The 16,272-nt window shown below is 39.3% G+C and carries 13 protein-coding genes and 1 tRNA gene; 6 read left to right on the top strand and 8 right to left on the bottom strand.

What is annotated here, in order from left to right:
- Position 1: 1 nt before the first annotated feature.
- Genes ACOKFG_RS09795 through ACOKFG_RS09785 form a run of 3 tightly spaced genes read right to left on the bottom strand, consistent with a single transcriptional unit; the run spans position 2 to position 4,364 of the window.
- Positions 2–1,237 (bottom strand): fibronectin type III domain-containing protein, encoded by a 1,236-nt coding sequence (locus ACOKFG_RS09795; protein WP_422861149.1) that lies wholly within the window; start codon positions 1,235–1,237, stop codon positions 2–4.
- 11 nt (positions 1,238–1,248) lie between these two features.
- Positions 1,249–2,718: a fibronectin type III domain-containing protein gene (locus ACOKFG_RS09790; RefSeq protein ID WP_422861148.1), complete on the bottom strand. Its 1,470-nt coding sequence runs from the start codon at positions 2,716–2,718 to the stop codon at positions 1,249–1,251.
- A 2-nt stretch (positions 2,719–2,720) separates the two neighbouring features.
- A complete protein-coding gene (locus ACOKFG_RS09785) occupies positions 2,721–4,364 on the bottom strand; it encodes a fibronectin type III domain-containing protein (protein WP_298793779.1) in 1,644 nt (547 codons plus the stop codon).
- 565 nt (positions 4,365–4,929) lie between these two features.
- On the opposite strand from ACOKFG_RS09785, the gene ACOKFG_RS09780 reads away from it, so the two are divergent.
- The 5 genes from ACOKFG_RS09780 to ACOKFG_RS09760 all read left to right on the top strand — a co-directional run bounded on the left by ACOKFG_RS09780 (position 4,930) and on the right by ACOKFG_RS09760 (position 11,197).
- Positions 4,930–5,355, top strand: a complete 426-nt coding sequence (locus tag ACOKFG_RS09780; protein WP_299484890.1) for a general secretion pathway protein GspG — start codon at positions 4,930–4,932, stop codon at positions 5,353–5,355.
- A 474-nt stretch (positions 5,356–5,829) separates the two neighbouring features.
- Entirely contained in the window at positions 5,830–7,248 is a 1,419-nt protein-coding gene (locus ACOKFG_RS09775; RefSeq protein ID WP_422861147.1) for a GspE/PulE family protein, read from the top strand.
- Between the two features lie 4 nt (positions 7,249–7,252).
- Complete coding sequence (locus tag ACOKFG_RS09770) at positions 7,253–9,481, top strand: general secretion pathway protein GspD (RefSeq protein ID WP_298793776.1); 2,229 nt, start codon at positions 7,253–7,255, stop codon at positions 9,479–9,481.
- A complete protein-coding gene (locus ACOKFG_RS09765) occupies positions 9,481–10,695 on the top strand; it encodes a PilN domain-containing protein (protein WP_298793775.1) in 1,215 nt (404 codons plus the stop codon). The genes ACOKFG_RS09770 and ACOKFG_RS09765 overlap by 1 nt, the downstream gene beginning before the upstream one ends.
- Positions 10,696–10,771: 76 nt before the next feature.
- On the top strand, positions 10,772–11,197 hold the full coding sequence (locus ACOKFG_RS09760; RefSeq protein WP_298793774.1) for a hypothetical protein: 426 nt from the start codon (positions 10,772–10,774) through the stop codon (positions 11,195–11,197).
- 159 nt (positions 11,198–11,356) lie between these two features.
- Here ACOKFG_RS09760 and ACOKFG_RS09755 read toward each other — a convergent pair.
- A tRNA-Pro gene (locus ACOKFG_RS09755) sits at positions 11,357–11,431 on the bottom strand.
- 133 nt (positions 11,432–11,564) lie between these two features.
- Between ACOKFG_RS09755 and ACOKFG_RS09750 the strand changes: the two genes are divergently transcribed.
- Positions 11,565–13,007 (top strand): pyridoxal phosphate-dependent decarboxylase family protein, encoded by a 1,443-nt coding sequence (locus ACOKFG_RS09750; RefSeq protein ID WP_422861146.1) that lies wholly within the window; start codon positions 11,565–11,567, stop codon positions 13,005–13,007.
- A gap of 21 nt (positions 13,008–13,028) precedes the next feature.
- On the opposite strand, the gene ACOKFG_RS09745 is transcribed toward ACOKFG_RS09750, so the two are convergent.
- From ACOKFG_RS09745 to ACOKFG_RS09730, 4 genes are all read right to left on the bottom strand, one after another.
- Positions 13,029–14,558, bottom strand: coding sequence for a CRTAC1 family protein (locus tag ACOKFG_RS09745; protein ID WP_299172386.1), 1,530 nt, complete (start codon positions 14,556–14,558; stop codon positions 13,029–13,031).
- On the bottom strand, positions 14,555–15,430 hold the full coding sequence (locus ACOKFG_RS09740) for a phosphatase PAP2 family protein (protein ID WP_299172383.1): 876 nt from the start codon (positions 15,428–15,430) through the stop codon (positions 14,555–14,557). Before ACOKFG_RS09740 ends, ACOKFG_RS09745 begins: the two co-directional genes overlap by 4 nt.
- A 99-nt stretch (positions 15,431–15,529) precedes the next feature.
- Positions 15,530–15,853, bottom strand: coding sequence for an ArsR/SmtB family transcription factor (locus tag ACOKFG_RS09735; protein ID WP_422861145.1), 324 nt, complete (start codon positions 15,851–15,853; stop codon positions 15,530–15,532).
- A 69-nt stretch (positions 15,854–15,922) separates the two neighbouring features.
- Positions 15,923–16,219 carry a hypothetical protein gene (locus tag ACOKFG_RS09730; RefSeq protein WP_298793769.1) on the bottom strand — a complete coding sequence of 99 codons (297 nt, stop codon included), beginning with the start codon at positions 16,217–16,219 and terminating at the stop codon, positions 15,923–15,925.
- Positions 16,220–16,272 lie beyond the last annotated feature (53 nt).

The raw sequence follows: 16,272 nt of genomic DNA, 5'->3' as shown, positions 1-16,272 counted from the left end.
TCTAGTTGTGATTCTTTTTTAGTTTGGAAACCTCTTCCCTGAGGTTTTGTATCTGTTCCTGTTGTTCATTGAGGAGTTTTTGCTGCTCAATCGTATGTAAAGTGAGTTCTTCAATTTTCTCTAAAAGCAATTTGTCCATCTCCCCAAGTTCAAATCCATTGACCTTTACTTCTTCCGCTGATGGAATATTGGGCAGGTGCCCTTTTTCTTTGATATGTTTCTGGATTTCCTCTAATGTGGGCAAATCGTACCCCTCCTCGAAGACATAATCGGGCCAATTGCCACTAAGCTGTACCTTAACTTCCTCTGTTATGAGCTTACCATCAATGGCCATTTTATAGCCTGTGGGAACTGAACTGGTTCCTATGGCCACATCGCCAGTATAACTGGCCACGGAATTTGATTCCGACCATACGGAACTTCCCGAGCCTCCACCAGAGCTTGCATCCGTAGTTACAGACACAGCATTACTTGCAATACTCTGGTTGCCCGCAGCATCAAGAGCTGTAACGGTAAAATTGTAGGTTGTGCTTGCCGTAAGTCCGGTAACTTGATGGGAGGTTGAACTTATATTTGTAGCAACTGAGGTACCATCTTGATACACATTGTATCCCGTTACCCCAACATTATCCGTAGCGGCATTCCAAGAAAGGTCCACCGTCATATCTGAGTTTCCAGAACTTGATAGGTTGGTCGGTGTTGATGGGGACTGGGTATCCGCAGAACCTTGTGATGTTATGGATACTCTATCGATATACAGCTCGTCGCCTACGGAACCTCCTCCGCTGGAGCCCGTATAGATAAGAATCAAAGGAGAAGTCGAAGTAGCTGTAACTGTAAATGTATATTCAGCCCATGCTCCATTGGTAGATATTAACGTAGGATTGGTAAAACCAGTAACCCCAGTCCAAGAGGCGAAAGCCGGGTCAGAAGTCTGCACACCCGTTTTGGCCCAGATACTAATGTCATAGGTTTCACCTATAGAGGCGGTGTACGTATACTCTGCTCTCCTGCTGGTACTGCCAGTACCTGTAGATACTACTTTCATAGCATAAGCCCCATGATGCGGGTCAGAGGTATCTGCTGTCAAGACTGCGTTTCCAGACCAGCCTGAGGTCGAATTCCCTTCATTCCCAACACTTACCGCATTGCCATGAGTTTGTAAGTCTTGTGCACTGATGGAGGTGCTTGCACAAATCAGAATCAATGCAAAGCCAATTGAAAAGATCGTTTTCATGTTTAAGAATTTCAGTTATTTCTAATTTTTTGTATTGCAATTATTTGTTTTTGCAGATTTTCTATTTGGTTCTTTTGTTCAATCATATGTAGCATTATCTGTTCTATCTTTTCCAAAAGCAGTTTATTCATCTCACCAAGCTCAATCCCATTGGCTTTTACTTCTGTAGCGGATGGGATATTGGGCAGATGCCCTTTTTCTTTGATATGTTTGTGGATTTCCTCAAGACTGGGCAGTTCATACCCTTTCTTGAACACATAATCTGGCCAAGTATCTTGGTCCACTCGAATTTTGCGGGTACGGATGTTTCCATCAACCGCCAATTTATACCCGGAGGGAACTGAACTTGTCCCTATGGCCACATCACCCGTATAACTGGCAACTGAATTTGATTCCGACCAAACAGAATCTCCGGAGCTTCCCCCTCCTGGACTTGCATTCGTGGTCACTGAAACACTATTACTTGCCAGACTTTCGTTCCCAGTAGCATCCAGAGCCGTTGCTGTAAAGCTGTAGGCAGTGTTTGCAGTAAGCCCTATTGCTGTATAGGTGCTAACGTTGCCCAGAGTGGCTTCCAGTGTTCCATCCTTGAAAATCTTATATCCTGTGACACCAACATTATCAGCAGCACCGCTCCAAGAGAGGTCAACTGTTGCATCAGAATTACCAGAATTTGAAAGGGTTGGAGCACTAGGAGCTTGGGTGTCGGAAGAATTCATGGTACTTGCCGTGATATTACTTGCCGTACTTTGATTACCCGCTGCATCCAAGGCCCTGACCGCAAAAGCATAGCTTGTTCCTGAAGTAAGTCCGGTCATTTGATAGGTTGTAATATTCCCGACTGTAGCCTCCAATGCATTGTCCTTGTATACTTTGTAATTGGTAACCCCAACATTATCAGTAGCTCCGCTCCAGGAAAGGTCAATGGTGGTATCGGTTTGCCCTGTGGCAGTTAGGTTGGGGGTTGTTGGGGCTTGGGTGTCATTGTTTCCTGCTCCCACTTTAGCGACGTTTAGGTTACTAATATCGAACGAACCACTGACATCACTTTGGTTATTATTGGTGAACAACCGAATGAGCAAGGTAGTGGCGCCCGAGGGCACTGTTATTATTCTACCCAATACGGGCAAAGCGGACGAGTCCAAAGTAGTACTACCGTTTCTCACATCATAGATAAAATTTGCGGTAGCATTGGTGACATCCATCGAAATTTCAATTTGATCTCCTGAAACAAGTCCATTATCAGCAACATTTATGGGAATTTCATACCTCGCCCATGTTGCACCTAAGTCGCCAACTATGTTAAGCCCGCATGAAGCCCCAATTTGTACGCCCGTTGCATTGGTGCCAGACCGTGGATAGCCAGGTGACAGGGTGATTGAGGTACTTTGGTTTGTTAATTGATCAGGGCATTGGGCTATACTATTGCCTGCCCAAAAAACCAATATGATAAGGGTGGGAAGTGATAGATTTTTTCTCATAATTATTTATTCTTTAGCAAATTGATTTCTTCTTTAAGTTGTAAGATGTACAGTGTCAACTCCTCAATCTTCTCCAAGAGTAGCCTATTCATCTCCCCAAGTTCCATTCCATGGTCTTTTACCTCTTCGGTAGATGGGATATTGGGCAAATGCCCTTTTTCCTTAATGTATTTTTGGATTTCTTCTAAAGTGGGCAGGGCATAGTCTTCCTTAAAGACATAATCCGGCCAGTTGCCACTGAGCTGTACCTTGACCTCTTCCGTGATAAGTTTGCCATCGATGGCCATTTTGTATCCGGTCGGGACGCTTGCTGTACCAACTGCAACATCTCCACTATAACTGGCCACGGAGTTGGCCTCTGTCCACACCGAGGAACCACCTCCACCTCCACCTGAACTTGCATCTGTGGTAATGGAAACCGCATTGCTGACAGGGCTCTCGTTTCCGGCCGCATCTAATGCTGATACAGTAAAACTATATGCAGTGCTCGCGGTAAGTCCGATCACTTGATACGTGCTTACATTGGCTAAGGTGGTTTCAACGATTCCATCCTTGAAAATCTTATAGCCCGTTACGCCAATATTGTCCGTTGCACTGCTCCAGGAAAGATCGGCAGTGGTATCGGTCTGGCCTGTACTTGAAAGGTTTGGGGAGATAGGAGATTGAGTATCTGGACCACCACTCTCATATACCTGGACTTCCGCAAGTGAGAGAAATTCATTTAAACCTGCCCCATAAATCATAACATATCTTCCGGTAGTCCCAGTATTTCCGGAAGATTGTTCTAACGAACCATCAAGGGTCATGATTTCCATATAATCATTGGGATTGGTGCTATCAGTATTTCCAATGTAGAGTTTAAAGCCTACCAGCCTATCTAAAACAGATTGGCTGGAACTACTTCTGTTGAAAATCCTAACGTCTCCAATATTGTAAGGGTTTTGGAGATCCACACGCCAAAATGGATTTAAATCTTCTTGAGTATGGGTATGAAAGTCTCCGTTGGTATTCCCATCAACAGCTAAATCACTAGTAAGGCCACCATAAACACTGGACTGCATGGTAGGCTTGTTAAGTGCTAAGTTGTTCAGAGGTGTTATTGAAACGTGATCTATTAGTACTGAGTTTCCGGTTACCGCAGGGACACCAGTATAGACCCAAATTGTTCCACTTGTTCCGCTTGCTGTTCGAATTGTGGTGTATTCAGTCCAATTTGTTCCAATACTAATAGAACTAGTCTCGTTGAATCCATCCCAATAAAAGCCAGGACCCGTGGAACTTGAGCTTTTAGCATAAATCGATATTTCATATTGCTCTCCGGGTGTGGTTGAAAAAATGTATTCACCGCGATACCAGCCATTAGTGGGTGCCTCAAATTTTATACTATGGCTACCGGAATAAAAATCATTTGATTCAGATGTAGTCAATAAATTTCCTCCCCAACCTGTGATGCTATTGCTTTCATTGTCTATGCTTGCTGCGTTGGCCTGGGTATGAATTTCTTGCGCATTTGAAAAATTGACAACAAAAAACATAGTCCATATAATGACGAACGAAGCCACATTTCCCATTTTAGTTATTTTAAATAGTTCCGGTTTTTTAAAAAATGAGGTGTCTGAGGGATTATTGAATTTGGTTGAGGTCATGCTAATATCTTTGCTGTAAGTAATTTTACAAGATTTTGTAGGCAACTTGAAAAAAGGCAATCTTTTTTTTGGTCGATTTATAAATTGACTCAAATTTCATAGGTAACGGCTTCTTTTTACACTGACAAAGTGATAAACTAGTACTGCGATTATCCCGGTCCTAATCCGAGACACCAATTGTTAAGAAAGTTTTGGATTGAAGCTTTATAGAAAATAGATGGCCGAGTGGATTTTTTGATCGAGGTTGTTGACATTGTGTTGAAACTATGATTAGGTGAAAATTTCAATTTCTGTAAGAAATTTACTTTTTAATTTTAAACTTTTTCTAATCATTTTGTGAATAAAATATAATTTTGAAAACAACTAATTCGGATTAATCTATATAACATATTGAATACTAAAACTTTAATATCTAAAACACCTTGTTGATAACTTTTTGAATTGTTAATCTGAAAATATTTATAGAATATTCCATAGATAATTAGCAGAAAAAAATTACATTTCGAGTAGGATTCGAATAAATACTTTTTTTAAGGCTTAAGCACCTTATCCCAATACCGGTCTCATGAAAAAAACCTCTTCCCCTCACATATTGCAAGTAAAAATCCTAGCTATCAATTTGCAAGAAACCTTGATTGTGCTGGCCATCATAGGCATCCTATTATTGCTTGCTCTTCCTAACTTAATGCCTTTAATCTCGAAGGCCAAAAGTGTGGAAGCACAGGTTCAATTAAAGGCTATTTACAATGCGCAGACCACCTATAGGTATATGCACAGTAAGTATTCCAATGTCATAGGAGAGTTGGATTTTGAACCGCCCAGAACTGTTAAAGAAAATGGAACTGCCAATTATGTATATGAAATTCTGAGTGCCGATAATGCCACCTTCAAAGCACGAGCAGAAGCCATCACCGATTTTGATGGAGACGGGGTGTTCAATGTTTGGGAAGTGGATGAAAATGGCAACCCCAAACAAATTATTAAAGATTGATTACTGCACTAACAGTTTTGACCATGATTTGCTTAGGCTACATTACAATTCAGGATTTTAAGGAACGACAAGTTTATTGGTTTCTGTTTCCGTTGGCCTCAATCTTACTGGGACTTGTTCATTTTTTAAACACTGCAGAACCTTTGGCCTTTTTAAATTATATCGCTTTGAATGTGTTATTTGTCACGTTGATTTTAGGGGTGCTGTATTTGACAACTCGCATCATATTTAAAAAGAGGTTTTTAAATCATAGTTTAGGGTTGGGTGATATTTTGTTTTTTTATGGCTTTGCAATTGGTTTTCCAACAATAACATTTGTTATCCTCTTTACAAATGCCATTTTATTTGCACTACTGTTGTTTTTTGTTTTTAAAAAAAAGTTACACCTGCAAACAGTTCCTTTAGCTGGGTTAATGAGTTTATTTCTCATTTTTATATTCGCATATAGCTTCATCTTTCTATCTCCAACGCTCTATGGATATTAAGGAAAAGAAATTACGATTAGCACCTGAACTTGTGCAGTTGATTTCTGCTGAGCAAGCATTCCATTATAGAATTGTGCCAAAAACTAAATTGGATGATGTCCTAACCTTTTATACAGATTCTTCTTCCCAAGAAGATCTTCTATCCGAATTACGTATTGTTTTGGATGTTCCCCTTAAGCTAGAAGTTCTTGAGACCCCATTGCTTCAAGATTTTTTGACTGCAAACTATCGACAGGCTAAGGTCAATCAAAATAGCGAACTTCACTACACTCCCGATTTTTTGGAGAAAATATTGATCAATGCCAAGGCCATTGGAAGTAGTGATATCCATTTTGAACCTTACGAGACCCAATGCCGGGTTCGTTTTCGTTTGGATGGAAAATTGGTGGAACAATTCAATGTGCCAATTCATGAATATCCAACCATTGTAAATAAAATCAAAATCAGGGCCGATTTAGACATTGCGGAAAAAAGATTGCCTCAGGATGGAAGAATCACAGTAAAATATAACAACCAAGAATTCGATATCAGAGTATCGTCCCTCCCAACACTTTTCGGCGAAAAAATTGTTTTACGAATTTTAAACAAGGACACCCAATCGGTAAGTTTAGAAGATCTGGGGTTTAACGCTCATGAACTTCGTCGCTATAAGGAAGGTATCAAAAATCCCAACGGAATTGTCTTAATATCGGGGCCAACAGGTTCAGGTAAGACCACAACTCTCTATGCCACTTTAAAATTGTTAAATGATGCCAAGACCAATATCCTAACCATTGAAGATCCGATTGAATATACGCTAGAAGGAGTCAACCAGGTGCAATTGAAAGAAAGTATTGGCTTGGACTTTGCCAGTTCACTTCGCACATTTTTACGTCAAGACCCAGATATTATCATGGTCGGTGAGATTCGGGATGTGAAAACTGCCAACATGGCTATTAGAGCGGCCTTAACGGGCCATTTAGTACTTTCCACAATACACACCAATTCTGCATGGGCCACAATTTCAAGATTGATTGACATGGGTGTCCCTCCTTTTCTAATTGCAAATACCTTAAATATAAGTGTTGCACAGCGGCTGGTTAGAAAACTATGTCCTAAGTGCAAAAGACAAGATGTAATTCAGAAAGAGTTATTTCCTGAAGGTTTTAATCCGCCAAAAGACTTAAAATTTCATTTTTCACCTGTTGGATGCCAAGAATGTCACCATACTGGCTACAATGGAAGAAAAGCAATTTATGAGATTATTCCCATAAACAAAACACTGATTCCACATATAAAGAACAATGTGTTGGACATACAAGAATATTTACAAGAACGACAAATAATGACCTTAAAAGACAATGCGCTTTCCTTAATGGAAAATGGCACTACCTCGATAGAGGAAATTTATCCCTTATTAACCAACTGATCGAATGAAGAAGAACCTCCTATTGATTTTTTTGTTCTTGTCAATTTCTGTTTTCTCACAGCAAGAGGAATTGCGTATACAAAGTATTCAAAACAATTTGGAAGCACTGGCGGTTGATAATCCAGGGCTTTCTGAGAACTTAAAGCTCGATATCAATGTAAACAGTGTATCCTTATCAAATTTTCTTTTGGCTGTTTCGCAGGTTCATAAAATTAATATCAACATTGACCCCAGTCTGCACGGTATAAACGTCGTTAATAATTTCTCAAATGTAACGGTAGCGGATTTACTAGTCTTCTTGTGCAAGCAATATGGCTTGGATATAAATTTCACTGGTAATATTCTCTCCATTTTAAAATACAGTCCTCCTCCCGAGATTATTCCAGAGAAGGAAGCGCTTGTAAATTTTGATGCTCTGAACAACCTTATCTCAATGGATTTAAAAGGTGACTCATTGGGAAAGGCTTTCCGGAAAATCATAGATGAATCTGGACAAAATCTGTTGTATTCCAAAGGAATGGAGAACATTCCTTTATCCATTTACATTAAAGATGTTCCGATGGACCTTGCCATGAAAAATATAGCCGAAGCTAACAATCTTATCTACTCCAAGTCTCGCGACGGGTTTTATCTTTTTGATCAGGCAGACGTAAACAATTCACCAAAACAAGGACGCTCTCGTGGTCGTGCTTCGGGTGAAGATTTTTACTATCAGGTATTGGACACCATAAACCGAATATTGAATGTTGACTTCACTGACGTCCCCATCGCTGACATTGTACAAGAAATCAGCTTGGACTTAGATTTGGACATTTATATGGCAACTCCATTAACGCAGGCAGGCAATGTTACTTTTAAAGCGAAACAGATTTATTATGATGAGCTCTTGACAAAAATATTTGAAAGCGAAGCAGTTCAACCATCCGGTATCAATTCCACAAATGGATCACAAAATACCCAATCTCAAGATAGAAATCGCAACCAAAACCAAGGTAGGGCCAATGTAACCCCCTCTCCTACCCAAAACAACACCAATTTTACCTTTAAAAAGGAAAATGATCGATATTTTTTTGGTACCGCAGATCAACTGAGCGTGCGAAAATTAGAAGTAGTGCAAATGATGCATCGTTCAGTGGAGCTGTTGGGTGACCCCATGCAATCAACTGGTTACGGAAGGTCAGCCGGGAGAACCGTAAACAGCGGGGTCAATTATGTGGGAGGAGGATTTCAAAACGGTGGAGTCAACGGATTTGGAAATAACCAAGGAAATTTACGGCAAAACACGAATAACACTAGACGTATAAATACTCAAAACAATCAATTTGGTGATTATTCTTCAAATGCTGAAGCAATTGTCAGTATTCTACCCGATGATGTAGTTGCAGATTTAGATATCAAAATTGACTATGAACTCAATAGCTTTTTGGTCAGTGGACCTGCAGCGAGTATTAACCGGTTCAAAAAATTTATACGACAGATTGATAGACCGGTTCCGGTGGTGCTGATTGAAGTTATGCTCATTGAGGTAAGAAAGTCTGCAACAATTGAGACCGGAATCAGTTGGGGAATTGGAGATGAGCCCGTAGCAACTCGAGGAGGGATTTTCCCTGAAACCGATTTGACCCTTGGGGCAAAAACAGTCAACAAAATTATTGGCGGCTTTGATGGTTTCGGATCCTTTAACATTGGGCGTGTGGTTCCTGAGTTTTTTGCCACCATCAAGGCCATGGAAGCTAATGGAAACATAAAAATAAAATCTACCCCCAAACTCTCTACTTTAAACGGTCATCGTGCCAATCTTTCTATCGGAGAAACTACCTATTATGTAGTCACGAGTCAGAACTTTTTTGGGTCGCAGATTCCAACAGCATCGGAAATACGGAACTTTCAACCCATAGATGCTGAATTGGCGGTAAGTATAAAACCTTTGGTTTCAGGCAATGGGCAGGTTACTTTGGACATCAATGTCATCCAATCCGATTTTAGCTCTGAACGTATTGACGAGGATGCTCCACCGGGATTAACTTCCCGGGAATTTAGTTCTATTATTAGAATGCAAAACCAAGATTTGGCCATATTGGGAGGGCTTGAAGAAAAAGTAAAAAATGATAGCGGTAGTGGAGTTCCTTTTTTGGCAAGAATACCGGTAATCAAATGGCTTTTTAGCAAAAGAAGAAGAGAAGATTCCAAACAAAAATTGACAATTCTGATTAAACCAACGGTTATATATTAGTGTTAGACCTTCTAAAAACATATTTCTCCAAAGGAAGAACCTTTTATGCATTGGAGGTCTATCAGATAGATGAGACCATATCGTTTCATTTATTGGAAGTAAAACGGAAGAAAGGCCAACTCACCATCACCCATAAAGAAAGGGTCACCAACCTTGATTATATTTCAAAATTTGCTGAAAACACAACCCCAATATATTTAGTGTACAATGCAGAAGGGGTTATTACAAAGGTTTTGGAGCTTCAATCAACTTATAAGGGTAGAGCAGTTGTTGAGCATACGTTTCCTGGTTTGGATTTAGAGAGTTTCTACTTTCAAATTTCAGAACTTAAGAAACAATCGGTAATAAGCGTTGCAAAAAAGGACGCAATTCTTTCATATATAAACAAATTGAAAGATCTAAAATTCAACGTTGTTGGTTTTTCATTAGGCCCATGTTCACTAAACACCATCATAGAATATATCAATCAGGATGTGGTTTTCACTAACTCCGAAGAAATAAGACTTGACCATAATCCAACTAATGGAATTAAAATTATAAAAGCCAAAAAGAACCCTTCCGCTACGTACAATATCAATGGCCTGCCTATTGAAAGTTCCGGCTTATTAGCCTTTTCTGGAATTTTGAACTTTTTGTTCAACAACGTCGATTACAATTCCAATTACAATGCTGAACTAAACAATCTTCAAAGAGAATTTGAAAATAAAAGAGCTTTTTATCTGCTTTTGCGCTCTTCATTGGCTTTTATGTTGATTCTATTGCTAGTAAACTTTTTATTTTTCAATTTTTACTTTAATAAAGTTCAATCCTTAAAGGACAATTTGTCTTTTAGTAACACGAACAAAAAAAGCTTGATCGCGATGCAACAAAAGGTTGAGGATAAAGAAAAAAAGGTAGATGCGGTGTTGTCCGTTTCAAATTCTAAAGCATCCTTTTATCTGGATGAAATAGGAGCTACTGTACCATCAAGTATTTTGTTGACAAAACTGCTATATCAACCACTATCAAAACCTATCCAGGAGTCCAAACCCATTGAATTACAAGAACAAGAAATCTTGGTAATGGGTACCAGTATGGACAATGAAAATTTTTCATCGTGGATTACTCGACTCGAGGCGTTGAAATGGGTCAAATCGGTTGAGACCAAAGATTTCGACTATAAAAACAAGAGCAGTTCTAACTTTAAAATCCAAATTAATGCTATCGGGTTTTAGGAAAAAGAATATAATTTTAGGTTTATTGATATTGATATCACTATGGTTATGCTATAAAATAGCTATATCAAATACCTTGGCATTGGAAAGTGAGTATCGCATTATGAAAAATGAGGAAAATCTATATAAGAATATTCCCCAACAACTGCTTCTACTATCTAAAAAGGAAATATATTTAGATTCCATCCTTCAAGTTTTAAACCTCAACAATACCTCAATGGAAAATAATCTGTTGCGTATAATAAATCAGGAGGTTTCAAAAAACAACCTAGCACTTATAGATTATAATCCTTCCCATATTGCGGTGGTTAACGAAACTACTTTTATCACCTATAATTTTGTGCTCAGAGGCAGTTTTGCTTCTATTCTAAAAACTATTCATTCTATAGAGAAACATTCCGGGTTTGGAGAAATCATCCACGTGGATTTTACTTCAAACAAAAATTATAGAACCAGAAAGAACTTTTTGGAAGCCACTGTGTTAATTCAAAATTTGGAATAAAAGCTAGCGAGACATAATAACCAGCTGTCTAGTAGTAAACAAATACTCAAACATAGTGTACTAAACCTATTTCAGATAATATTAGTCGAATCCACTATAAACAAAAAGCACCGCCAACTTGTTAATCGACAGTGCTTTGATACCCATTTAAAATCTTTGTCGGGATGACAGGATTTGAACCTGCGACCCCACGCCCCCCAGGCGTGTGCGCTAACCGGGCTGCGCCACATCCCGAAAATGGATTGCAAATATAAACTAATACTCTTTAAAAAAAATAGTATAATGGACACAAAAAGTATCTCGTGGGACTTGCAGTTGTAGTTTTATAGTTTTATATTAAATCGTATATTAACGATATACAATATTAATGGATTATATAAACACTATTTCTGAAATTGCTTCCGCCCTTGAGACCTTTATCAAAGCTTCAAATAAAGGTAGGGTGAATGTCATCAATCAAGAACCGCTACATAAAGTAATCAAGATTTTAAATCTAAAAAAGATTACTAGCAAAGGGGAACTGCAGGGTGCAACACTTGAGAAGTTCGTCAATGACTACTTAAACCTTCATACTCGCTTACACCATCCGGGTTACTTGGGACATCAATGTGCTCCACCTCATTATGCTGCTTCTTTCGCGGCATTGATAAATGCTTTTACCAATAATGTGCCTTCCGTATATGAAATGGGACCGGCTTCGGCTTCTGTTGAACATTTTATGATAAACTGGATGCTTGAGCATGTGGGATGGAAAACTATTCCTGATAAAAAACCAAATACATCACAAAATCTAGTGCATGGCGGGGGTGTCTTTGTGAATGGAGGTTCCATTGCTAATCTCACCGCCTTGGTTATTGCCAGAAGCAAGGTTGTTCCCGCCATTTGGGAAGTCGGTCATAGTTCCGATTTGGCACTACTTCTTCCATCTGAATGTCATTATTCCTTGACCAAGGCAGCTGGTGTAATTGGGTTTGGGAAATCATCCATATTTTTTGTGGATGTTGACCAAACTGGTGCAATTATTCCTGATAGACTAATAAATACCCTAAGTAAAGTTAAATCTGAAGGCAAGCAGCCTATAGCTTTGGTCGCTAATGCCTGTAGTACTTCTGTAGGTATTTATGACCCCTTGGATGAAATTGCGGATTTTTGTTCAGAAAACAGGCTTTGGATGCATGTTGATGGAGCTCATGGAGCCAGTGTTCTTCTTTCCGAAAAATATCGCCATCTGCTCAAAGGCGTTATCCGTGCAGATTCATTAACATGGGATGCACATAAACTATTACAAACTCCATCCCTATGTGCGGCTTTGCTTGTAAAAAAACATGAAGACCTAGTCAAGGGAATCCATGTTGGCGATAACGCCAGCTATTTATTCCATGAAAAAGACCAGCTGGGTTATGATTCGTTGCAATGGACTTTGGAAACGACAAAATCCGGGCTTGGCGAAAAACTATTCTTTGTGCTCGGAACAATTGGTGAACAAGGCCTTGTAGAATATATTGATAGCAGGTACCAACTCGCCTTTAAAGCTTATACCTATTTGCAAAAGCTTCCCGATTTTGATTGTCCTGTTGCACCTCAAAGCAATATCTTATGTTTTAAACACGAAGGAGACGACCAACTTCAAATCGAGATTCGAAAACAGCTATTAAAAAATAAAGACTTTTATTTGACCTCAACCCTATTTAATGAAACCAGGTATTTGCGTTTGGTCTTTATGAGCAAGGCAACCACACTCTCGGATATTGAGCGACTTGTTATGTCTATCAGAGAAATTGTCCAAAAAAGAAGAAAACTTCCAGATTAAATATTCTTAGTCTTAGAACGGTTAATTGATGACCTCCAAATTCCCACCTTCAACAGCCAAATAGTGTTTGTTTATTTCAATGGATTTATGCACATCTGTTTGACCATTTGGCCAAACAAGCTGTAACGAGTCTATTTTGGAAACCGCTCCAAATCCAAAGTGCAGCTCATAGTCATCTTGACTACCATAACCTGTTACCGGATACATCCATCGGGTTTGGGAATGCATATCATAAAAAAGGGTCACACGTGAACCAATACCATATTTGTTGGCGTCTTTTCCCGTCAATCGCAAAGACATCCAATGCTTTCCACTGGTTGTATTTTTATAGAATCGGTTTATTTGGTCAGAGCTACCCCAATTGGCCACGAAAATATCCAAATCTCCATCTCTATCGAAGTCTGCATGTGCCATTCCAGCGGAAGTATCCGCATGCTTTACGATAATCTCCGAATAATCCTTAACGAAATCGCCTTTCCCTTGATTAAGGTATAGGAAGTTGTTCATTTTAGGTCGATAAGTACCGTTTGCAATGAAAAGGTCCAAATCACCATCATTATCATAATCTCCCCAGGAATGTCCTTTGGAAGCCCCTCCTGTTTCCGTGGTTAGAATGCTTTTGGTCAAGGTCGTAAAAACTCCTTGACCATCGTTCTGATAGAGAAAATTGCGTTTATCAAAATTGGCAAGAAAAAGGTCAAGGTCTCCATCTCCATCATAGTCGGCCCAAGACACCCCATAGGAATATCCAATGTCTTCAACCATATGCCCCTCATTTACCGATTCAAAATTCCAATCACCAAGGTTTGCATAATATTCATTCCCTGTCCTTGCGTTGGCAATATAAAATTCAGGTAATCCATCATTATTGGAATCTCCACAGGCGCAGGCCCGTCCTCTGCCATTTCCACTGGAAAGTATATGACCGTCAAGTTTTTCAAACTTCCCATTTCCCAGATTTTTAAATGCCAGATTGGAACCGCTCCCGCTAGCCACTACAACAACATCAAGGTCTCCATCCCCTTCAATGTCAGCCCAGCAGGCCATCGAAGCGCTAATTCCTTCAGCTGTTAAAGGGCTATCCGTTATTCTTTTGAAACTCGAATTATCCAAATTTTCGAACAGAAAATTCCCTTCCTCTCCTCTACTCACAACATACAAGTCCAAATCACCGTCATTGTCATAATCAACCCAATTTACCCCTTCCGAGTTTCCTCCGTGTTTCACAGTCTCTGAAATTGCTCCTATATCACCTCCACCTTCAGTCATTTTTTTGAAAGTTCCATCTCCGTTATTCCTGTATATGGCATTCCACTGTCCACTTGAATTGGCAACATAGAGGTCCGGGTCTCCGTCCGCATCATAATCTCCCCAAGCAACACCTCTTGATACACCTCCATCCAATGCAATTCGTCCCTCGGTGACTTCAACGAAAATGTCGTTGTCGATTTTTTCTTTATTTGGTTCATCCGTTTTGGAATCCGCGCAACTAACAACCAATCCGATAAACAAGAGAGTCGCTTTTATGAAAAATGTATTGCTCAATTTCATTTCCATTCTGCTTTTGCCGCAAGATATTCCTTTTTAAACTTGGGATTATCCCACATAGACGAAAGCATTCCATGTGCCAAAATCCTTGCAGCTTCTTCATCACTCGGGTAATGTATTCCCATGATTTCACGAGATTCCCCAACCTCATAGGCCTTGGCTAAAAATTGTTGTCTTTTTTCAGGTACAAGCTCACTCCAAACAAAGGCGTGTATGTAGGCCCATAGCGTATGGCCACTTGCAAAAGAGGGTGAAGAAATACGTGCAAGTGGGTTCAATTTTGGTTCAAGATGATATGGACGAGCGCGTAGCAAGTGATATTTGACGGTAAATTCCATGATTCTCATATCCTTGGTAATTCCTCTAAGGAGTTTAGCTGTGGCCGGATACGTCGAGGCATCACAATTTGCTCCTAATACAGCTCTACCGATATAAAATAAGTGTCCCAAATTTTCATCATAGCGCTGATGGTCTTCCAAAATATCAACATGTGGCCAATAACCTATTGGTGCCAGTATATTGCTGGAACGATGTTCTTGTGCTGCGGTTCTATTTTTCTGCCATTCCAATAAAAAATCAAGTTCGGCCCTGGTTTGAATTGAGCTATTTGCTGGAAACTGAATAGAATTCTTCAGTTGGTCCACCTGTTTTGCAGTTAAATAATGTGGGGTAACCATGGTATATATCAAGGTTCCACTCCTATACTCCGATGGAGGGTAACTAATTTTATCTAAATCGGCACTTTGGGCCCTTGGTGAAGCACTTAAAGCCTCCAACGTTCGATAGTGATCCTTAGCAGGTTCTAACTGATGAATGGTCTGAGATATGCCAAGATTGCATACCAATACAAAAGAGTAAAGTAAATTTTTGGTCATAGGATATAGTTTTAAATCGCTTATTAACGATAAACGAATTTAAATAAAAAACTATATCCTCTTTTATATTTAACAATATCTTGACAGAATAATGAGGTATTACAGATCCAAGAAACTTCTATACTCTTCCAGAAGCTCCTTGTTTAGGTAGTAAAAAGTGAACTTTTCCTTGCTCTCGGTAATGAACAAACCTGATTCTTTTAAAATCTTGACGTGTTGAGATACGGTAGATTGAGAATAATCGAACATTTGAACTAAATCTTTGTTGCAGGTAATATTATCCACTCCCCTGCCATAGTTCTTCGTGCTGAGGTATCTTACAAGTGCAACTCTTAAGGGATGTGCAAGGGCATTTGAGATCACAGCCATCTTATGATCAGTCTCTGTGATATATTTACTTAAGGTCTGAGTTCTTATCCTCATCTGATCAATCGTTTATAGCAAATATACAATTATAAGATGTACAAGATAAAAACTAGAAATAGTGGAGTCCTAAATCCCTAACAAAAATTCCCGTACATCCAAGTAAAAAGCCTCGCGGGCCTCAGCCGAATCATTTATAGGATTCATGAGAAAATAACCAATTGTTTGCTTTTGGCAGAATTCTTCCAAGTCCTTACCCTCCCATAAATGGTAGCTCATGAGCAACAAATGATAGTCAATCTTATAAGGTTTGAAAGCATTACCGTATCCATTTAAATAGAGGTTTAATTGAAAAATGGAATAATCAAGGTCAGCAGGTTCAGTTGTAAGAAAAGAAGGGATTTGGGCAGTTACATTTTTATTCATTTGGTTAAGTTTAGAAGCATCTTATCAAAACAATTTTGATTTCGTTCTACCAT

This window comes from Flagellimonas rhodophyticola (genome assembly GCF_049332665.1).
GTDB lineage: Bacteria > Bacteroidota > Bacteroidia > Flavobacteriales > Flavobacteriaceae > Flagellimonas.
The sequence above is the reverse complement of the archived record's forward strand: the minus strand, read 5'-3'. Positions and strand labels throughout refer to the sequence as shown.

Excerpts from the sequence above, each read along its gene's own strand:
- ACOKFG_RS09780 (WP_299484890.1), top strand. The coding sequence starts at position 4,930 with ATGAAAAAAACCTCTTCCCCTCACATATTGCAAGTAAAAATCCTAGCT.
- ACOKFG_RS09750 (WP_422861146.1), top strand. The coding sequence starts at position 11,565 with ATGGATTATATAAACACTATTTCTGAAATTGCTTCCGCCCTTGAGACC.
- ACOKFG_RS09730 (WP_298793769.1), bottom strand. The coding sequence starts at position 16,219 with ATGAATAAAAATGTAACTGCCCAAATCCCTTCTTTTCTTACAACTGAA.
- ACOKFG_RS09740 (WP_299172383.1), bottom strand. The coding sequence starts at position 15,430 with ATGACCAAAAATTTACTTTACTCTTTTGTATTGGTATGCAATCTTGGC.
- ACOKFG_RS09775 (WP_422861147.1), top strand. The coding sequence starts at position 5,830 with ATGGATATTAAGGAAAAGAAATTACGATTAGCACCTGAACTTGTGCAG.
- ACOKFG_RS09770 (WP_298793776.1), top strand. The coding sequence starts at position 7,253 with ATGAAGAAGAACCTCCTATTGATTTTTTTGTTCTTGTCAATTTCTGTT.
- ACOKFG_RS09745 (WP_299172386.1), bottom strand. The coding sequence starts at position 14,558 with ATGAAATTGAGCAATACATTTTTCATAAAAGCGACTCTCTTGTTTATC.
- ACOKFG_RS09735 (WP_422861145.1), bottom strand. The coding sequence starts at position 15,853 with ATGAGGATAAGAACTCAGACCTTAAGTAAATATATCACAGAGACTGAT.
- ACOKFG_RS09795 (WP_422861149.1), bottom strand. The coding sequence starts at position 1,237 with ATGAAAACGATCTTTTCAATTGGCTTTGCATTGATTCTGATTTGTGCA.
- ACOKFG_RS09790 (WP_422861148.1), bottom strand. The coding sequence starts at position 2,718 with ATGAGAAAAAATCTATCACTTCCCACCCTTATCATATTGGTTTTTTGG.
- ACOKFG_RS09785 (WP_298793779.1), bottom strand. The coding sequence starts at position 4,364 with ATGACCTCAACCAAATTCAATAATCCCTCAGACACCTCATTTTTTAAA.